Annotated in this window: 16 protein-coding genes; all 16 read left to right on the top strand. The window is 38.1% G+C overall.

Translation table 11 applies throughout. The features are described from left to right. Positions 1 to 124 precede the first annotated feature (124 nt). The 16 genes from MWH30_RS09825 to MWH30_RS09750 all read left to right on the top strand — a co-directional run bounded on the left by MWH30_RS09825 (position 125) and on the right by MWH30_RS09750 (position 18148). Positions 125 to 757 carry a cobalamin B12-binding domain-containing protein gene (locus MWH30_RS09825; protein WP_248663903.1) on the top strand — a complete coding sequence of 211 codons (633 nt, stop codon included), beginning with the start codon at positions 125 to 127 and terminating at the stop codon, positions 755 to 757. A 590-nt stretch (positions 758 to 1347) separates the two neighbouring features. Continuing rightward, on the top strand, positions 1348 to 2145 hold the full coding sequence (locus MWH30_RS09820) for a methyltetrahydrofolate cobalamin methyltransferase (RefSeq protein WP_248663902.1): 798 nt from the start codon (positions 1348 to 1350) through the stop codon (positions 2143 to 2145). Between the two features lie 444 nt (positions 2146 to 2589). Beyond that, positions 2590 to 3222 (top strand): cobalamin B12-binding domain-containing protein, encoded by a 633-nt coding sequence (locus MWH30_RS09815; RefSeq protein ID WP_248663901.1) that lies wholly within the window; start codon positions 2590 to 2592, stop codon positions 3220 to 3222. Between the two features lie 63 nt (positions 3223 to 3285). Next, on the top strand, positions 3286 to 4692 hold the full coding sequence (locus MWH30_RS09810) for a trimethylamine methyltransferase family protein (RefSeq protein WP_248663900.1): 1407 nt from the start codon (positions 3286 to 3288) through the stop codon (positions 4690 to 4692). Positions 4693 to 4784: 92 nt separating this feature from the next. Then, positions 4785 to 6200 (top strand): sodium/glutamate symporter, encoded by a 1416-nt coding sequence (locus tag MWH30_RS09805; protein WP_248663899.1) that lies wholly within the window; start codon positions 4785 to 4787, stop codon positions 6198 to 6200. Between the two features lie 48 nt (positions 6201 to 6248). Continuing rightward, the gene (locus tag MWH30_RS09800; RefSeq protein ID WP_248663898.1) at positions 6249 to 7046 is read left to right on the top strand and encodes a methyltetrahydrofolate cobalamin methyltransferase; all 798 of its coding nucleotides are present in this window, start codon (positions 6249 to 6251) and stop codon (positions 7044 to 7046) included. A gap of 233 nt (positions 7047 to 7279) precedes the next feature. Next, positions 7280 to 9085 carry a sigma-54 interaction domain-containing protein gene (locus MWH30_RS09795; RefSeq protein WP_248663897.1) on the top strand — a complete coding sequence of 602 codons (1806 nt, stop codon included), beginning with the start codon at positions 7280 to 7282 and terminating at the stop codon, positions 9083 to 9085. A 180-nt stretch (positions 9086 to 9265) separates the two neighbouring features. After that, on the top strand, positions 9266 to 9682 hold the full coding sequence (gene glmS, locus MWH30_RS09790; protein WP_248663896.1) for a methylaspartate mutase subunit S: 417 nt from the start codon (positions 9266 to 9268) through the stop codon (positions 9680 to 9682). Positions 9683 to 9708: 26 nt separating this feature from the next. Then, on the top strand, positions 9709 to 11115 hold the full coding sequence (glmL, locus tag MWH30_RS09785; protein ID WP_248663895.1) for a methylaspartate mutase accessory protein GlmL: 1407 nt from the start codon (positions 9709 to 9711) through the stop codon (positions 11113 to 11115). Next, positions 11112 to 12557 (top strand): methylaspartate mutase subunit E, encoded by a 1446-nt coding sequence (locus MWH30_RS09780; RefSeq protein ID WP_248663894.1) that lies wholly within the window; start codon positions 11112 to 11114, stop codon positions 12555 to 12557. The genes glmL and MWH30_RS09780 overlap by 4 nt, the downstream gene beginning before the upstream one ends. Positions 12558 to 12587: 30 nt before the next feature. Next, entirely contained in the window at positions 12588 to 13829 is a 1242-nt protein-coding gene (locus tag MWH30_RS09775) for a methylaspartate ammonia-lyase (protein WP_248663893.1), read from the top strand. Between the two features lie 19 nt (positions 13830 to 13848). After that, entirely contained in the window at positions 13849 to 15231 is a 1383-nt protein-coding gene (locus MWH30_RS09770) for an acyclic terpene utilization AtuA family protein (protein ID WP_248663892.1), read from the top strand. Between the two features lie 36 nt (positions 15232 to 15267). Then, on the top strand, positions 15268 to 15591 hold the full coding sequence (locus MWH30_RS09765) for a DUF4387 domain-containing protein (RefSeq protein ID WP_372494160.1): 324 nt from the start codon (positions 15268 to 15270) through the stop codon (positions 15589 to 15591). A 65-nt stretch (positions 15592 to 15656) separates the two neighbouring features. Continuing rightward, positions 15657 to 16499, top strand: coding sequence for a fumarate hydratase (locus tag MWH30_RS09760; RefSeq protein WP_248663890.1), 843 nt, complete (start codon positions 15657 to 15659; stop codon positions 16497 to 16499). A gap of 20 nt (positions 16500 to 16519) precedes the next feature. Continuing rightward, positions 16520 to 17053: a Fe-S-containing hydro-lyase gene (locus MWH30_RS09755; protein WP_248663889.1), complete on the top strand. Its 534-nt coding sequence runs from the start codon at positions 16520 to 16522 to the stop codon at positions 17051 to 17053. 183 nt (positions 17054 to 17236) lie between these two features. Beyond that, on the top strand, positions 17237 to 18148 hold the full coding sequence (locus MWH30_RS09750) for an alanine-tRNA synthetase second additional domain-containing protein (RefSeq protein WP_248663888.1): 912 nt from the start codon (positions 17237 to 17239) through the stop codon (positions 18146 to 18148). Positions 18149 to 18162: the final 14 nt, after the last annotated feature.

Below are 18162 nucleotides of genomic sequence, written 5' to 3'. Positions count from 1 at the left end.
TTTACATTTAAGGGATATATAATTAATAAAAATTTACCCTTGACAAATGAAAATATTTTTTATGCAATGCTAGTGATACTAAATACTAAGATTAAAAATTATAATAACAGGGAGGACTGTTAAAATGAGTGATATTAAGGATGTTGTTGAAGCGGTAATTGCTGGAGAAGTAGAGAAAGTGGCTGAGTTGACTCAAGAGTTAGTAGATGCTGGAGAAAAGCCCAGTGAGATTATTAAAGAAGGCTTAGTTGCTGGTATGGATGTAGTGGGGGATAGGTTCAAGGCGAATGAGATGTTTGTGCCCGAAGTATTAATAGCTGCTAAAGCTATGCACGCGGGGATGGATATTGTTAAACCACTATTAACGGAAGGGGAGAGTGCCTCTGCTGGTACTGTAGTAATGGCTACTGTGGAAGGTGATCTACACGATATTGGTAAAAACTTAGTAGCTATGATGTTGCAAGGAGCAGGTTTTGAAGTAGTAGACTTGGGGGTTGATATTCCGGCTGCTGAATTTGTAGAAGCAGTTAAGGAGCATCAGCCTGATGTAGTAGGACTTTCGGCTTTATTAACTACTACTATGCCGGCTATGGAAGAGACTATTAATTCCTTAGCAGAGGCTGGTCTTAGAGATCAGGTGAAAATTATGGTAGGAGGAGCTCCAGTCAGTGAGGATTTTGCTGATGAGATTGGTGCTGATGGTTATGCTCCGGATGGAAGTAGTGCTACTGATTTAGCAAGAGAGTTTATTGCTTAGTTCAGAGAATAGATGATAAAGGATAGAGGATAAATTAAGTTCAAAAAATTAAGTTCAAGTTTTAAGAACAAAACAATATCGTTCTATTGTTGCGTTCCCTATATAGCTATTATCGAAAGCCTGAGCTAGTTGATATGTTTCAACCACTTGCCGTTCAGTCCGACGTACTCGATGTACTAGTACTAACCTTACCTTGCGTAATTAGATTGGAAGGTTAGTGAGCCTTCGTGTCTCCTTCACTCTCGAGAATAGCCCTCTCGGCATCCTTGCCTCCGGGCTATTCTCAGAGTCGCTCTTTGAAACATATCAACTTGCAAGTTTTCGTTATCAGCTCGGTCAAACAGGTGTTTCTAAGTGATATTAAAGATTATTTTGTAATGCTTCTTAACGAATCGGAACTAAAATAAGAACTGGTTTAGACAATTTTTCTAATTAAAATTGGCAGGTTCTTATTTTAGTGGAGATGAGTTTTAGAAGCATAAAAATAATCTTTTTAACGTGAAACACCTGTTTGACCCCCACACTCAACGAAACAATATACCAATATTGTTTCATTAGATTTGAAATAAAAATAATGGGAGTGATTGTAAATGATTATTATTGGCGAATTGATTAACACCAGTAGAGAAGAAGTAGAACCAGCAGTTAAAGAAAGAGATAAAGAATTTATTCAAAAGTTAGCTAAAGAGCAGGAAGAGGCTGGAGCTAACTTTATTGATGTAAACTGCGGAACGTTAATTAAAGAGGAAGTAGAGGCTATGGAGTGGCTAGTAAAGACAGTACAGGAAGTAGTAGAGGTGCCACTTTGTATAGATAGTCCTGATCCTGCTGCTTTGAAGCGAGGACTTGAAATTCACGAAGGAAAAGCCTTAGTTAATTCAATTACTGCTGAAGAGGAGCGTTATCAAGAGACCTTACCTTTGATTAAGGAGTATAATGCTTCAGTAGTAGCTTTAGTAATGGATGATGGAGGAATGCCTAAGGATGCTGAGGATAGAATTAGGGTTGCTACTAAGTTAATTGAAGACTTGACTAGTGACGGAGTGCCTAAAGAGGATATCTATGTTGATCCGATTATTCAACCTATTGGTACCGATGAGAAGATGGGTGTTCAGATTTTAAATGCTATTGATGAGATTACAAATGAATATCCTGAAGTACATATTACCTGTGGTTTAAGCAATATTTCGCATGGATTGCCTGAGAGGCCATTATTAAATCAGGCTTTTGTTTTATTGGCAATGAGTAGAGGACTGGATAGTGCTATTATAGATCCTTTAGATGAAAGAATGATTGCTTTGATTACAGGTGCTGAAACTCTGCTAGGTAATGATCAGTACTGTGCTAATTATATTAAAGCTGCTAAAAGTGGAATATTGGATGTTTAATAAAAAAAAGAGAGGGAAACCTCTCTTTTTTAATAGAAAAATATTTAGTCGTTGAAAATTAAGAAATATACTAAATTAACTCCGTGCTTTAAATTTCAAAGCCTGGAGTTTTTTTATATTATTTTCATTCTGATATATTTTTTCAGAATGAAAATAATAACTCTAAACTCAGTAGTTTCGATGACTCATAGAAATTAGTTAGCTCAATATTTTCATTGTGAAAATGATAACGTAATTACTTTTGATTACTAAAAAAATATTTAGAAGTTTAAAAGGCCTAAAAAAGCCTATTGCAACAGGGGTTAGAAAAAAATAATTCAATTTAGCTTCTTTGGCATTAAAATTGCAAGTTTAATAGAGTGAAGAGGCTATATTATGCAAAAGCCTACTGTGAATATTAAGTTATATCTCAGGATTTATAACTATTAAAGGGGGATTATTAAAATGAGTGAAATTAAAGAGGTTATTGAGGCAGTGATTGCTGGTGAAGTGGAGAAGGTAGCTGAGTTGACTCAAGAGTTAGTAGATGCTGGAGAGAAGCCACAAGAGATTATTAGTCAGGGATTAGTAGGAGGGATGGATGTAGTAGGTAAAAGATTTAAGGCTAATGAGATGTTTGTACCTGAAGTGTTGATTGCTGCCAAGGCGATGCATTCGGGGATGGATATTGTGAAACCACTTTTAACAGATGGGGAAAGCTCTTCTGCTGGGACCATAGTAATTGGTACTGTAGAAGGGGATTTGCACGATATTGGTAAGAATTTAGTAGCTATGATGCTAGAAGGAGCAGGCTTTGAAGTAATTGATATTGGAATAGATATTCCAGCAGCTGAATTTGTAGAAGCTGTTAAAGAGAATCAGCCGGATATAGTAGGTATATCTGCTCTTTTAACTACTACTATGCCGGCTATGGAAGAGACAGTACAAGCTTTAGAAGAAGCAGGAGTTAGAGAGCAGGTTAAAATAATGGTAGGAGGAGCACCAGTTAGCAAGGATTTTGCTGATGAGATTGGAGCCGATGGATATGCACCTGATGGAAGTACTGCTACTGATTTAGCTCGAGAATTTATTGCTTAAAGAGGTAATAAAATAGACTGTTGAATATGGATTTTAGCTTTATAGAAGGAGGAGGAAAATAAAATGAAAGAGACATACCAAGGTGGTTCGCTTAAATTTTTTAATCAGGGACAAGTAGAGAGAATTCACGAAAAAACACTTGCTGTTCTGAAAGAAGTAGGAGTTAAGGTGGAGAATAAAAAGGCTTTAGATTTATTTGCTGAGCGAGGAGCAGAAGTTGATTTTCAGGAAAAGATAGTTCGACTTCCTAATACTATGGTGGAGGAGGCAATAGATACTGCTCCTTCCACAGTTATCTTATATGGTAGAGAGGCAGATCAACATATAGAGTTAGGTGGTACTAATGTTTATATGGGAACTGGTGGTACTGCGGTAAATATACTCGATCTGGAGACGGGGGAGAAACGAAAGACTACCTCAAAGGATGTAAGCCAGATTGCTAAACTGGTTCAAAACTTAGATAATGTAGATTTCTTTGTGATTCCTGTCTTTCCAGATGATGCAGGAAAGGAAAAGGCAGATCAGATTAGATTCTTTAATTCCTTGGAGAATACAACTAAGCATATTATGGGTGGGGTTTATACTCAAGAGGGTCAGAAAAAAGTAATTGATGCAGCGGTGAAGATAGCAGGTTCAGAGGTTGAATTGAGAGAAAGACCCTTTATCTCCTTTATAGCTAATATTATGAGTCCTTTAACTATGGAACGAGACTATACTGATTACTTTAGATATGCTGTAGAGAGAGGTGTGCCTGTGGTAGGAGGTACTGCTCCTATTGCTGGAGCTACCAGTCCTATTACTTTACCGGGAACTATAGTGCAGACTAATGCTGAAGCCTTATTTATGGTTACTTTTAGCCAGTTAATCAATCCAGGAGCTAAAGTTTTGTATGGTGTGGTGCCAACTACTATGGATATGAGAAGCTCTGACTTTAGATTTGCTTCTATTGAGATGGGTATGATGAATGCTGCCTGTGCTGAATTAGCACAGTATTACGAGATACCTATTTATAATACTGCTGGTGTATCTGATACTAAGGCAATCGATATTCAGACAGGCTATGAGAAGATGTCCAATCTCTTGATGTCGGCCTTAACAGGGACTAACTATATCCATCATGCAGCAGGACTCTTAGATAGTGGAATGACTGTTGCTTATGAGCAGTATGTTATTGATAATCAGATGATTGGAATGGCTAAGCGAGTATTGAGAGGAATGGAGTTTAGTGAAGAAAGATTGGCCTATGAGGATATTAAAGAGGTGGGCCCGGGTGGTAATTTCTTAACTGCAAATACTACTATGCAGTATATGCGCTCAGAATTTTTCGATGACCAGTTATATGAGGCTAGTGATTGGGATGATTGGGTAGAAGCAGGAGCACTTGATGCTAGAGATAAGGCTAAAGAGATTGCCAGAGAAATCTTAAATAAGGATAGTGAGGAACTGATTGATAGCTCCTTGCTGGATTAAATTCCAGCAGGTGAAGATGATTTGAATAAGGAAGTAATTAAGTTGACTTAGAAAGAAAATGGAGAGTATTTAGAAAAAGAGGAGGTAATAATATGAATTTTGGACCTTATGATATGTTAATGGACTTTGCTTTAATGTCCTTGCTCTTGTTTATAGCTCAGTATTTAAGAGCTAAAGTAAAAATAATTCAGCGTCTTTATTTTCCTTCATCGTTGATTGCTGGATTTTTAGGCTTATTTTTATCAGATCAGTTTTTGGGAGTATTACCCTTTAGTGAGAACATTGCTAGCTATGCTTATTTGTTAGTGGTAGTCTTATTTGCTTCTTTGTTTATTGGTAGAAAACAGAAGGCTAAGTTTAAACAGGTGGTGGATAAAGTAGGTGACACCTTTACCCTTAATTTAGCAGCGGAACTTGGTGGCTTTGGAACTGCTTTATTATTTGGTGGTTTTATAATTAGTCGCTTTTTTCCAGGAGTGCCGGAAGCTTTTCCGATTTTACAGCCAGCTGGTTTTGTTGGTGGGCACGGTTATGCAGCAGCTATAGGTGGAACTTTAGAAGATGTAGCAGGTTGGAGTGAAGCATTAACTATAGGTCAGACCTTTGCTACTATCGGTATTTTAGTTGGTATTTTTGGTGGCTTAGCTTTAATTAATTATGCTACTAGAGCTAAGGCAACTAAGTTCATAACTACTATGGCTGAACTGCCTGATAGTATGCGGACTGGACTAGTATCTGCTGAAGATCAACAGTCTATGGGTAAGAGTACGGTAAATCCAATGTCAATAGATCCTCTAGGTTGGCATTTATTATTAGTTTTGATTGCTACAGCCGGTGGTTATTATGCCTATGAAGCCTGGGCTTCTTTAGGTTTCGGTTTTAATCTGCCAATGATGTGCTTATCTATGTTAGCAGGAGTAGTTTTACAGTTTGCTTTGAATATCTTCAAATTACAGGAATATGTAGATAGAGATGTGATAGTTAGAATAGGTAGTACTGCTACTGATTACTTAGTAGGCTTTGGAGTAGCTGGAATAAATGTAGCCATAGTGGCTGAATATATAACCCCAATTATAATTATGACTATAATTGGTTTGCTTTGGGGAGTCTTCTTTTTATTCATCTGTAGTAGAAAGTTATTCCAAAACTTCTGGTTTGAGCGAGGTATATTTGTCTATGGTTGGACAACGGGTATTGTAGCTATGGGAATTACTTTGCTTAGAGTAGTAGATCCAGAATTTAGAAGTGGCACTTTAGAGGATTATGGAATGGCTTATGTTTTTATTTCTATTATTGAACTCTCTTTAATTTCAGTCTTGCCGGTTTATGTAGCTCAGGGCAATGTATTATTGGCTGGTTTGGTACTGATTTTAATTGCCATAGGCTTATTGGTTATTACTGCTTTAAAATACGGCTGGAAGAGTGATAGTATGGATGCTTTAAGACCTGGAGAAGCTGAGGTTATTGCAGCAATGGAAGCTGAAATGGGAGAAGAGATTAGCAGCTAATTTGTTTAATTTTGAATTTAAAATAAAATTTAAGGAGCTTGATAAAAAATGATCATTATTGGTGAATTAATCAATACTAGTAGAGAAGAAGTAGAGCCAGCAGTTAAAGATAGAGATAAAGAATTTATTCAAAAGTTAGCTAAAGAACAGGAAGGAGCTGGAGCTGACTTTATTGATGTAAACTGTGGAACTTTGATTAGAGAAGAAGTGGAGGCTATGGAGTGGTTAGTAAAGACAGTACAAGAGGTAGTGGAGGTTCCCCTTTGTATAGATAGCCCTGATCCTGCGGCTTTGGAACGAGGGCTAGAGATTCATAAAGGAAAGGCTTTAGTTAATTCAATTACTGCCGAAGAAGAGCGTTATCAAGAGACCTTACCTTTAATCAAAGAGTATAACGCTTCAATAGTAGCTTTAGCAATGGATGATGGGGGGATGCCCCAGGATGCTGAGGATAGAATTAGAGTTTCTACTAAGTTAATTGAAGATTTAAGTAATGACGGAGTGTCTGAAGAGGATATCTATGTTGATCCGATTATTCAACCTATTGGTACCGATGAGAAGATGGGAGTTCAGATTTTAAATGCTATTGATGAAATTACAAATGAATATCCCGAAGTTCATATTACCTGCGGTTTAAGTAATATCTCGCATGGCTTGCCTCAAAGACCCTTGTTAAATCAAGCTTTTGTCTTATTAGCAATGAGTAGAGGGATGGATAGTGCTATTATGGATCCTTTAGATGAGAGAATAATAGCTCTAATTACAGCAGCGGAAACTATTTTAGGTAATGATCAGTACTGTGCTAATTATATTAAAGCTGCTAAAAGTGGAATATTAGATGCTTAATTGGAGATGAGTAAAAGAGGGGGAAACCCCTCTTTTTTACTTTTAAAGAGTTAGCTTGGAAGATATTATTTGTAGATGCTAATTTTTTTACTATGTTTTTTATAAGACTTATAAGATTGTAGAGAAATATCGAAAAAGCTTGACTTTTAGTTTGCTTATAGGTTATATTATATCTAAAGAACTTCTGTTAGACTATTTTTATTGACTTTGTTAGAAGGAGCTGCTTAATTTTAATGAGTAAATTGAAAGGAATAGGAAGCTTTATTCAGCAGGTGGCAGATGCTTTTGCAGCAGTTTTAGATTATGAAATAGGAATTGTTGATCAAGATTTGGAATTCATTGCTGGCACTGGTACTTATCGCTGGCCGGAGGAACAGGATAAAGATTACAATAGAGTTTCAGGATACATAAGTAAACATCTGATTCTTAATCAGATTTCTGAAAGTATATCTGTTGAAGATAAAAAAGATAATGAGTTATGTTTGAAGTGTATTAAAAAAGATATTTGCTCTATTCGAGCATTTATTGTCCATCCCATTATTTATGAGGAAGAGGTTCATGGTACTTTTTGTTTAATAGCTCATGGCGAAGAGCAACAAAGGCACTTTGTTGATTATAAGTCAGAACTAATGATTTTTTCTAAAAATATAGTGAGGTTTATAGCTACTACCTTGAAAGAAAAATCTACTAGAAAACAAATAGGAATTATGGCTGATCAATTTAAGGCTGTAATTAATTCTGTTCGGGAAGGAATTATTGCTTTAGATGCTGAGGGGAAAATTACTCATATCAATGAATCAGCAAAAGAGATATTAATGATAAGCGAGCCACGAGAAGGAGAGCATATAAATACTATTTTTTCAAAGTTAGATTTGAAGGAAGTATTTGTAGAGATTAATTTAGAGCAGAATCCTAATAATTACTTTGAAAAGAGAATAGATTATGAGTATCTAGGAAGCAAGTTTGAACTGCTGTGTAATATTACTTTAATTAAGGATGAAGCAGAAATTACTGGAGCTACTATATCTTTTAGAAGGCTAGATGAGCTTAAAAAATTAGCTACTAAAATTATGGCTACTGATAAAGGTTCTGCTTTTGCAGATATTAAAGGTACTAGTAGAAAAATTATTGAAATTAAAGAGCAGATGAATCGGGTAGCTGTAACTGATTCTACGGTTTTAATCCGGGGAGAGACTGGGACTGGAAAAGGCTTATTTGCTGAAGCAATTCATCGGGAAAGTAATAGAAGTGATAAGCCATTTGTGGCTGTGAACTGTGCGGCTATTCCTGAGTCTTTGTTGGAATCAGAACTATTTGGTTATGAAGAAGGTGCCTTTACTGGAGCTAAAAAAGGTGGCAAGAAGGGTAAGTTTGAGTTGGCTAATAGAGGAACTTTATTTTTGGATGAGATTGGCGATATGCCTTTATCTTTTCAAGTTAAATTGCTTAGGGTAATAGAAAATAAGAAAGTAGAACGGGTAGGAGGATTAAGTCCAATTGATTTTGATGTACGGATAATTGCTGCTACAAATCGTAATTTAGAACAGATGATAGAGGAAGAAAAATTTAGAGAAGACTTATTTTATCGATTAAATGTTATTCCTTTTCATATTCCTCCTTTAAAGGAGCGTAGAGAGGATATAACTCTTTTATTATACTTTTTTCTCAAAAAGCATACTAATTTATTGAAAAAAAATATTAAAGGATTTTCAGATGGGGCTAAGCGAGAGTTGATCAATTATTCATGGCCTGGTAATGTGAGGGAGCTGGAAAATACTGTTGAGTATAGCGTTAATATTGAGACCTCTAACTATATAACTAGAAATAGCCTTCCTGATAGAATTCTCAAGCAACAATTTTGTGCTGAGGATTCTACTGAGATTTTGACAGTTAATGAATTAGAAAAGAGAGAAATAATTAAGGCTCTAAAGAAATTTGGTGCTGACGGTCAGGGTAAGGAAAGAGCTGCTCAGGCTTTGGGGATGAGCAAAACAACTCTGTATAGAAGGCTTAACAAGTATAATATTAGTATTTCTTAAAGACGGTTCTGAATTTGGGCTGTCTTTTTATATTTATTAAGGCAGGAGAATATAAAGAGATATAGTAGTTATTTATATATAATTCTCAAATTTAATTATTAGACTATTAATTTGAAACCGTTTTATAAAATGGAAGCTTATCAAGGTTGATAGAACTTTTATTGAAAGGTGGGGATATTGATGGAAGAAAAGACAGTAGTTTTAGGAGTGATTGGCTCTGATGTGCATGCCGTCGGTAATAGAATTTTAGAAGAAGCATTTTCAGAAGCAGGTTTCGAGGTAGTCAACATTGGAGTATTGGCTCCTCAGCAAGAATTTATTAATGCTGCTATTGAGACCGATGCTGATGCTATTTTAGTTTCTTCACTTTATGGTCACGGCGAAATGGACTGTAAAGGCTTTAGAGAAAAATGTATAGAAGCTGGCTTAGAAGATATAGTTCTCTATGTTGGGGGAAATTTAGTAGTAGGTAAACAGGAGTGGGAGTCTACTAAGCAGAAGTTTTTAGATATGGGTTTCGATAGAGTCTATCCTCCGGGAACTTTACCTAAAGAACCAATTGCTGATTTGAAAAAGGACTTAGGGATTGAAGGTTAATATTAGCAAGCTAATGGGGTGAGGCTATGCAGTTAGCTTTATTATTGGATATTGGGAGTACTTATACTAAGGGAGTAGTGATAGATTTAGAAGATTTGGAATTAAAGGCTAAGGCTAAAGCTTTAACTACAGTACAGGATGATGTAAGTATTGGTATTAAGAAAGTTCTGGAGCAATTAGAGAGCTATGGAGTTGATTTCGACTTATTTGAATATCGTCTAGCCTGTAGTAGTGCGGCTGGTGGCTTGAAGATGGTAGCTATAGGTTTAGTGCCAGAATTAACAGCCGAAGCTGCTAAGAGAGCAGCCTTGGGAGCTGGAGCTAAAGTAAGTAATGTTTATACCTATGAATTGACTGCTCAAGAGATGGAAAGGATTGTTGAAGAAGCTCCCGATGTTATTTTATTAGCGGGAGGTACTGATGGTGGAAATAAAGAAGTAATTTTGAAGAATGCCGAGGCTTTAGCTGCTTCAGCTTTACAAATTCCAATAGTGGTGGCTGGAAATAAGGTAGTTGCTAATGAAGTAAAAGGTATTTTGGTGTCGGCGGATAAAGAGGTTTACTTAACTGAAAACGTGATGCCTAAATTGGAAGAGTTGAATATAGAGCCAGCTAGAAAGGCCATTAGGCAAGTATTTTTAGAGCAAATCATCTATGCTAAAGGTCTAGCTAAGGCTGAAGAATATATTGATCGGGTAATTATGCCTACCCCTTCAGCAGTGATGAAGGCAGCAGAGTTGATTGCTGAGGGTAGCAATGGTGAAAGCGGATTAGGTGAATTGATGGTGATAGATATTGGGGGAGCTACTACGGATATCCATTCGGTGGCTACTGGAGAGCCGACTAAGGGAGGGGTTGAGCTAAGAGGATTAGCAGAACCTTATGTTAAAAGAACTGTGGAAGGAGATTTAGGGATGCGTTATAGTCTTCCTTCTTTAGTGGAGAGTATTGGTCAGAAAAAATTATTGGCTACTTTAGCTGCTGGAATTAGTGAAGAGGACTTAATGACTTATCTAGAGCAGCTTAGTCAAAATGTTGAGCATATACCGGAGAATCCTATAGAAGCAGAGTTGGATACTGGAATTGCTAAAGTTGCAACTAAACTAGCAGTGCAAAGACATGTGGGGAGGATTGAAAGAGTTTACGGGCCCTTTGGGGAAAGCTTTGTTCAGTATGGTAAGGATTTAACGGGTTTAAAGTTAATAATAGGTACTGGAGGAGTATTAGTACACAATCAACAGCCTGAGGAAATATTAAAAGAGGCTTTATTTAGAGAAAAGCAGCCTCAGATTTTAGCTCCTCGAGAAGCAGAGTTTATTTTAGATCAACAGTATATACTGTCTGCCATTGGTCTTTTGGCTGAGGTTGAACCGTTTAAAGCAATTAAATTAGCTAAAAAGTATCTTAAAAGACTGGGAGGGAAAAGAAAATGAAAGTTGAAAATAAACGCTGGAGTTTAGATAAATTTAAAGAAATGAGAAAAGAAGTTTTACAGGAGTGGCCTACCGGAGAAGAAGTAGAGTTGGAAGAAGCTATTAGGTATCATCAGCAGCAGTTATCTTCAGAACAGGTAATGGCTAATAGATTGGCAGAAGCTGAACAAGAAAAGATTACTTTAATTCAACCGCGCGCTGGAGTGGCTTTGATTGAGGAACATATTGAACTATTGGAGTTTTTGCACACAGAAGGTGGGGCTGATCTGCTGCCTACTACAATTGATAGTTATACTCGGCAGAATAACTATCAGGAAGCTGAAGCTGGAATTAAAGAAAGTAGAAACGAAGGCCGTTCTATGCTTAATGGCTTTCCAGCCGTTAACCATGGGGTACAGTCCTGTCGACAGGTAATAGAAGCCTTAGCAGTTCCAGTACAGGTTAGACATGGAACTCCTGACGCTAGATTATTAGCAGAGATTACTTTAGCCGGAGGCTTTACTGATTTTGAGGGGGGAGGTATTTCCTACAATATTCCCTATGCTAAGGATGTTTCTATTGAGCAGACGATTTATCACTGGCAGTATGTAGATAGGTTGGTGGGTTATTATGAAGAGCGAGGACTTAAGGTTAATCGGGAGCCTTTTGGTCCTTTAACAGGTACTTTAGTTCCTCCGTCGGTTTCGCATAGTGTAGCTATTATTGAAGCATTATTGGCAGCAGAGCAAGGAGTTAAAAATATTACCTTAGGTTATGGGCAGTGCGGAAACTTGATTCAGGATGTAGCAGCTATTCATACTCTTAAGGAGTTAGGAACTGAATATCTAGCCGATTATGAAGATATAATGTTGACTACTGTTTTCCATCAGTGGATGGGTGGTTTTCCACAGGATGAAGCTCAGGCTTTTGGAGTTATCTCCTGGGGAGCTGTTACAGCAGCTTTAGCTAATGCTACTAAGGTGATTGTTAAGACTCCTCACGAGGCATTAGGAGTACCTACTAAGGAAGCTAATGCCCAAGGACTGCGGGCTACTAAACAGGTAATTAATATGCTTAAAGATCAGCAGTCTTTTAATGGGGAAGAATTAGCAACTGAAAAAGAAATGATTAAACAGGAGACTAAAGAAATTTTGGATAGAGTTTTGGAGTTGGGAGATGGAGATGTAGCTCAGGGAACTATTAAAGCTTTTGAAGGCGGAATTTTAGATATTCCCTTTGCTCCTAGTAAGTATAATGCTGGGAATTTGCTTACAGCTCGCGATAATAATGGTGCAGTAAGATTTTTAAAGCACGGAAATCTTCCTTTTTCTGAAAAAGTAGTTGACTTTCATGAGACTAAGCTGGAAGAGCGAGGAGCAGCTGAGTCTAGAGAGCCTAATTTCCAGATGGTAACCGATGATATTTATGCTATTGGTAAAGGGATGCTGGTGGGTAGACCTTAGGGGAGATAAAAGTTAAGGAGAGGATACTATATGAAGATCAAGAAAGTAGTCACTTCATCAGGTCTAACAGGATTTTACTTCGATGATCAAAGTGCAATTAAAGAAGATGCCCGCCAAGATGGCTTTGCTTATTTGGGTGAGCCTTTAACTAAGGGTTTTACTAGCATTCGCCAAGCTGGAGAGTCTATTTCCATAATGTTAATCTTAGAAAATGGTCAGATTGCTTATGGTGATTGTGCGGCAGTTCAGTACTCTGGGGCAGGGGGGAGAGATCCTTTATTTTTAGCGCGGCAGTTTATTCCGGTAATTGAAGAAAAAATTGCGCCTAGATTAGTAGGTAGGGAGTTAAATAACTTTAGAAAACTGGCCCAGGAGTTTGATAACCTTAAGGTAAATGGCAAGCGGCTCCATACAGCTATTCGTTATGGGGTTACTCAGGCCTTATTGGACGGAGTGGCTAAAGCACAACAGAAGACCATGGCTGAAGTAGTGGTTGAAGAGTATGCTTTGGAGTTAATTGCTCAGCCAGTGCCTATTTTTACTCAGAGTGGTGATGATAGATATATAAATGTAGATAAGATGATAATTAAGCACGCTGGGGTAATTCCTCATGCTTTAATTAATAATGTTAAAGAGAAGTTAGGGGTAAATGGAGAGAAGTTACTTAATTATGTTAAGTGGTTAAAGAAAAGGGTTCAAGAATTGAGAAACGAAGAGGATTATTTACCTATTTTTCATATTGATGTCTATGGTACTATTGCTTTAGCTTTTGATAATGACCCAGTAATAATGGCTGATTATTTAGCTGAGTTAGCGCAAGTAGCTCATCCTCACACTTTAAGAATAGAAGGGCCTATGGATTCTGGGAGTAGAGAGGCTCAGATTAGAGATATTAAGGCTTTAAGAGAAGAGGTGCAGAAAAGGAATATTAAAGTGGAGTTAGTTGCTGATGAGTGGTGTAATACTTTAGAAGATATTAAACTCTTTGTTGACGAAGAGGCTGCCGATGTGGTACAGATTAAGACTCCTGATCTGGGTGGAATTAATAATACTATTGAAGCAGTGCTCTATTGTAGAGAAAATGGTGTTGGTGCTTATCAAGGTGGTACTTGTAATGAGACCGATCGTTCTGCTCAAGTCTGTGTAAATGTGGCTTTGGCTACTAGACCGGAGCAGATGTTGGCTAAACCGGGTATGGGAGTAGATGAAGGACTGATGATAGTTAAGAATGAAATGGAGAGAACTTTAGCTTTAATTAGGGCTAGAGATTAATTAATGAAGGGTGGTTATTATGGATGAATTAAGAATACTGTCTCCAACGGCTATTTTAGGTTATGGCTTTCCTAAAGATTCTTTTGAGAGAGGATTGGCAAAGGAGCCAGACTTGATTGGAGTAGATGCGGGCTCTAGTGACCCCGGGCCCTACTACCTAGGAGCTGGAGTTTCTTTTACAAATCGGCAAGCAGTAAAGCGCGATCTGAAGCTGATCTTGACAGCAGCTAGAGAAAGAGATATTAAAGTGGTAATTGGAACAGCTGGAGGTTCTGGAGGAACTCCCCATCTACAGTGGTGTACTGAGATTGTAAAGGAGATAGTTAAAGAAGAGACATTACACTTTAAGGTGGCTACTATCTCTGCTGAGCAGGAGCAGGAAGATATATTGGCGCGTTTTGATAGAGGAAAGTTGAGTGCCTTGGCTCCAGCTTCCGAAACAACTAGAGAAGAGCTAATAGCTAGCAGTAGAATTGTAGCTCAGATGGGAGTAGAGCCTATTATTTCCGCTTTAGAGGCAGGAGCCGAGGTGGTTATAGCCGGCCGGGCCTATGATCCGACAGTTTTTGCTAGTTTGCCTATTAAAGAAGGTTTTCCGGCGGGATTAGCTCTGCATATGGGTAAGATTATGGAGTGTGCTTCTATTGCAGCCGACCCTGGTAGCGGTAGTGACTGTATGTTTGGAATTTTGAGAGAGGATCATTTTCTGTTAGAGCCTTTGCATCTTAAACGCAAATGTACTACTACTTCGGTAGCGGCTCATACTCTTTATGAAAAGACTAATCCGTTGGAATTACATGGCCCGGGAGGGATGATTGATCTTTCGGCAACAGAGTTTGAGCAGCATAGTGAACGAGTAGTTAAAGTAAAGGGTAGTAAGTTTATTGAAAGTGAAGAATATACACTTAAGTTGGAGGGAGCTAAATTAGTAGGTTATAGAACTCTTTCCATTGCTGGTACTAGAGACCCAATTATGATTCAGGAACTGGATAATATTATCGAAGCTGTAAAGATAGCAGTTAAGGATAATTTTGAGGATTTAAAAAGAGAGGACTATCATTTATTGTTTAGAGTTTACGGTCGAGATGGAGTGATGGGAGAGTTAGAACCTCAGCAGGGAATTGTAGCTCATGAAGTAGGAGTTATTATTGAGGTGGTAGCTAAAACACAGGACTTAGCTGATACTATCTGTAGTTTTGCTCGTTCTACTATGCTTCACTATGGATATCCCAACCGAGTAGCTACAGCCGGTAATCTGGCCTTTCCTTATTCGCCTTCGGATCTAAAAGCAGGAGAGGTTTATGAGTTTAATCTTCATCATCTGCTTCAGGTGGAAGATCCTGAAGAGTTATTTCCAATAGACATGGAGATTGTTGTTCCAGGTAAGAGTTATTCTGTATAATGAATGGGCTTTACTTATAGAAAGCGAGGGATTATGTTGACAGAAAAGGTTAATATTCGTGAGTTGGCGGATGTGATTAGGAGTAAGAATGCGGGCCCTTATGAGTTATCCTTTGATATAGTTTTTAAAAGCTTTGAGATTTATGAGCAAGTAAAGCGGTCAGGAGTCTTTACTGAAGAATTAATAGCTGATTTATATAATGTTTCTGTAGATGAGGTGATTTCCATAATTAATTATGATGCTGCCAAGGCTATTAAAGCTACTATTATTCGGCCTCGTTCTGCCGGAGCAGTTGGAGATGGTGATGTTTATGGGGCGCAGCAGCATGCGCCTTTATTGGGGATTGAGATAGAGATTTAGTTAAACAATAGAACGATATTATTGCAAGACAGCTTAATCATTGGTCATAAAGGAGGACATATTGGATGGCAATTCATGTAGATCAGATTAAAGAAGCGGTAGCCGAAATGTGTATTGAAGCTAACTTAGTGTTGGGAGAAGATATTATCCAAGGCTATAAACAAGCTTTGGAGCGAGAGACTTCATCAGTAGCCCAAGAAGTATTAGAAATTTTATTGGAGAACGCTGAAATTGCTAAAAAAGAACAACTACCTATCTGTCAAGATACCGGAATAGCAGTGGTTTTTGTGGAATTAGGACAGGAAGCAGTAATAGAGGGGGGAGATTTAGTAACGGCTATTAATGAAGGAGTTGCCCAAGGTTATGAGCAGGGCTATCTGCGCAAATCAGTAGTTAGTAATCCTTTACAGCGGGAAAATACTGGTGATAATACTCCAGCGGTGATACATACTGAGTTAGTTCCGGGTGCTAAACTGAAGTTAACAGTAGCGCCTAAGGGCTTTGGAAGTGAAAATATGAGTCAGATTAAGATGTTAAAACCTACCGCCGGAGCAGCAGGAGTTAAAGAAGTGGTGATTAATACTGTGCAGGAAGCAGGGGCTAATCCTTGTCCGCCGATAATAGTAGGAGTAGGAATTGGAGGTACTTTCGAGAAAGCGGCTTTATTAGCTAAAAAATCTCTGTTACGTCCAGTCGGTGAGCTCAATAATCAACCGCAATTAGCAGAGCTAGAGGAAGAGCTGTTGGTGGAGATAAATAACTTAAATATTGGCCCGCAAGGCTTAGGCGGTTTAACTACAGCCTTAGCTGTTAATATTGCTAGCTATCCCACGCATATTGCTGGTCTACCGGTAGCAGTTAATATCGGTTGTCATGTAACTAGACATCAGCAACGAGTATTAAGCTAAAATAAGATAGGAGGTTTAAAATGAGTGAGGTTAGTTTAGAAACTCCTTTAACTGAGGAACAGGTTAAATCTTTAGCAGCAGGAGATAAAGTATTACTATCAGGAACTATTTATACGGCTCGTGATGTAGCCCATTCTAGATTAGTGGATGCTTTAGAGGCTGGGGAAGAACTGCCTTTTGAACTAGAGGGCCAGGTTATTTATTATGCAGGGCCCTGTCCAGCCCGTCCAGGTCAAGTGGTCGGCTCAGCCGGGCCCACTACTAGTTATCGCATGGATCCCTTTACTCCCCAGCTATTAGAGTCAGGCTTGAGGGCTATGATCGGTAAAGGAGATAGAGATAAGCAAGTAGTTGAGACTATGCAAAAAACAGGAGCGGTTTATTTAGGTGCTGTAGGAGGAGCTGCAGCTTTAATAGCTCAACGAATTAAGGAAGCTGAAGTAATAGCCTATGCTGACTTAGGTACTGAAGCTATTAGAAAACTAAAAGTAGAAGACTTTCCTTTGATAGTGGTTATCGATAGCCAAGGGAATAACCTCTATAATAGGGATTAGCTTTGGCAAAGCTGGGAGTATAATTAATTTATTTGGAGAATTTTTGTTGACTTTGGAACGATTAAAAGTTATATTAATTATGATGAGGTAACTAATGCCTTTCACAAGAGATTTAATAAAGATTCATTTATTGAGGATATTTCTCAGGTAGGTCACAAAGGCTAGAAAGGGGCTGGGTTTAAAATGTTTGCTTTTAATAGTTTTGCTCAATCGGTTTACTTTGCCCCGCGAGGTAAAGAAAGAATAATGTCTTTAGGTAACGACTTATCCCATAGTTATTTAAATCCCCAGGATAAACTAATTGGATATATTGGCGAAGCTGGATCTGGTAAATCGCTATTAATTAGAGGAATGTTTCCCGGGTTGAGTCTGACTAATGACGATGGGGGAATCTATTGTCGTCCCTTACCGATTTTAGATGATGCTGAAAATGATGAGTTTGCTAGCCATACTTATCATCTAGATGCCCGCTTTGAAACAGCCTTTACTCAGCCTTGGCAGTTGGCCGAAGCTATCACAGGGGCTGTTAAGGCTGGACGGCGAGTGGTAGTGGAACATTTAGATTTATTAACTAAAAGCCTTGATTTACAGGCTGATCTTTTGATTGGGATTGGGGAAGAGGTATTGATTACTAGACCGGGGGTATTCGGTCCGCAGCCAGCAGAAATTAAAGAGATAGTTTCTAAGTCGATTATTTACCGACAAATGGCCCATACAGCTGAGGACTTGACGGTTACTAAGGTTTTAGAGGAAGAAATGGGATTGGAGAGACCTGCTTCTTATGGTGATGTTAAAAGTGGTTTTGTGCTTCAGTTTGAAGAAAAACCAGAGCTGGATTTAGATAAGTTGGAGAGTCGAGTACAGGAGTTAATAACTGAAGATTTAACTATTAGCTTTCATGATGAGCAACATATTAAGCTCGGTGAGGAAGTCTATCCTTGTAGTGGGCCTAGAATCCATGTTAAAAGCACAGGAGAGATTGAAAACTTTAAGTTGGTTAGAGATTTAAAACAGGATCCTAATACTAAACGTTATTTATTGGCTGGCCTGGTAGGTACTGAGAGAAGTCAATTCCAGTTAAGTAATAAGAAGTAAAATTTTAGAGGAGG

The sequence above is a fragment of the Fuchsiella alkaliacetigena genome, from assembly GCF_023227765.1.
Lineage (GTDB): Bacteria > Bacillota > Halanaerobiia > Halobacteroidales > Acetohalobiaceae > Fuchsiella > Fuchsiella alkaliacetigena.
Note: the sequence above shows the minus strand (reverse complement) of the source record. Positions and strands in the feature narration are given on the sequence as shown.

Excerpts from the sequence above, each read along its gene's own strand:
- MWH30_RS09825 (WP_248663903.1), top strand. The coding sequence starts at position 125 with ATGAGTGATATTAAGGATGTTGTTGAAGCGGTAATTGCTGGAGAAGTA.
- MWH30_RS09820 (WP_248663902.1), top strand. The coding sequence starts at position 1,348 with ATGATTATTATTGGCGAATTGATTAACACCAGTAGAGAAGAAGTAGAA.
- MWH30_RS09815 (WP_248663901.1), top strand. The coding sequence starts at position 2,590 with ATGAGTGAAATTAAAGAGGTTATTGAGGCAGTGATTGCTGGTGAAGTG.
- MWH30_RS09810 (WP_248663900.1), top strand. The coding sequence starts at position 3,286 with ATGAAAGAGACATACCAAGGTGGTTCGCTTAAATTTTTTAATCAGGGA.
- MWH30_RS09805 (WP_248663899.1), top strand. The coding sequence starts at position 4,785 with ATGAATTTTGGACCTTATGATATGTTAATGGACTTTGCTTTAATGTCC.
- MWH30_RS09800 (WP_248663898.1), top strand. The coding sequence starts at position 6,249 with ATGATCATTATTGGTGAATTAATCAATACTAGTAGAGAAGAAGTAGAG.
- MWH30_RS09795 (WP_248663897.1), top strand. The coding sequence starts at position 7,280 with ATGAGTAAATTGAAAGGAATAGGAAGCTTTATTCAGCAGGTGGCAGAT.
- glmS (WP_248663896.1), top strand. The coding sequence starts at position 9,266 with ATGGAAGAAAAGACAGTAGTTTTAGGAGTGATTGGCTCTGATGTGCAT.
- glmL (WP_248663895.1), top strand. The coding sequence starts at position 9,709 with ATGCAGTTAGCTTTATTATTGGATATTGGGAGTACTTATACTAAGGGA.
- MWH30_RS09780 (WP_248663894.1), top strand. The coding sequence starts at position 11,112 with ATGAAAGTTGAAAATAAACGCTGGAGTTTAGATAAATTTAAAGAAATG.
- MWH30_RS09775 (WP_248663893.1), top strand. The coding sequence starts at position 12,588 with ATGAAGATCAAGAAAGTAGTCACTTCATCAGGTCTAACAGGATTTTAC.
- MWH30_RS09770 (WP_248663892.1), top strand. The coding sequence starts at position 13,849 with ATGGATGAATTAAGAATACTGTCTCCAACGGCTATTTTAGGTTATGGC.
- MWH30_RS09760 (WP_248663890.1), top strand. The coding sequence starts at position 15,657 with ATGGCAATTCATGTAGATCAGATTAAAGAAGCGGTAGCCGAAATGTGT.
- MWH30_RS09755 (WP_248663889.1), top strand. The coding sequence starts at position 16,520 with ATGAGTGAGGTTAGTTTAGAAACTCCTTTAACTGAGGAACAGGTTAAA.
- MWH30_RS09750 (WP_248663888.1), top strand. The coding sequence starts at position 17,237 with ATGTTTGCTTTTAATAGTTTTGCTCAATCGGTTTACTTTGCCCCGCGA.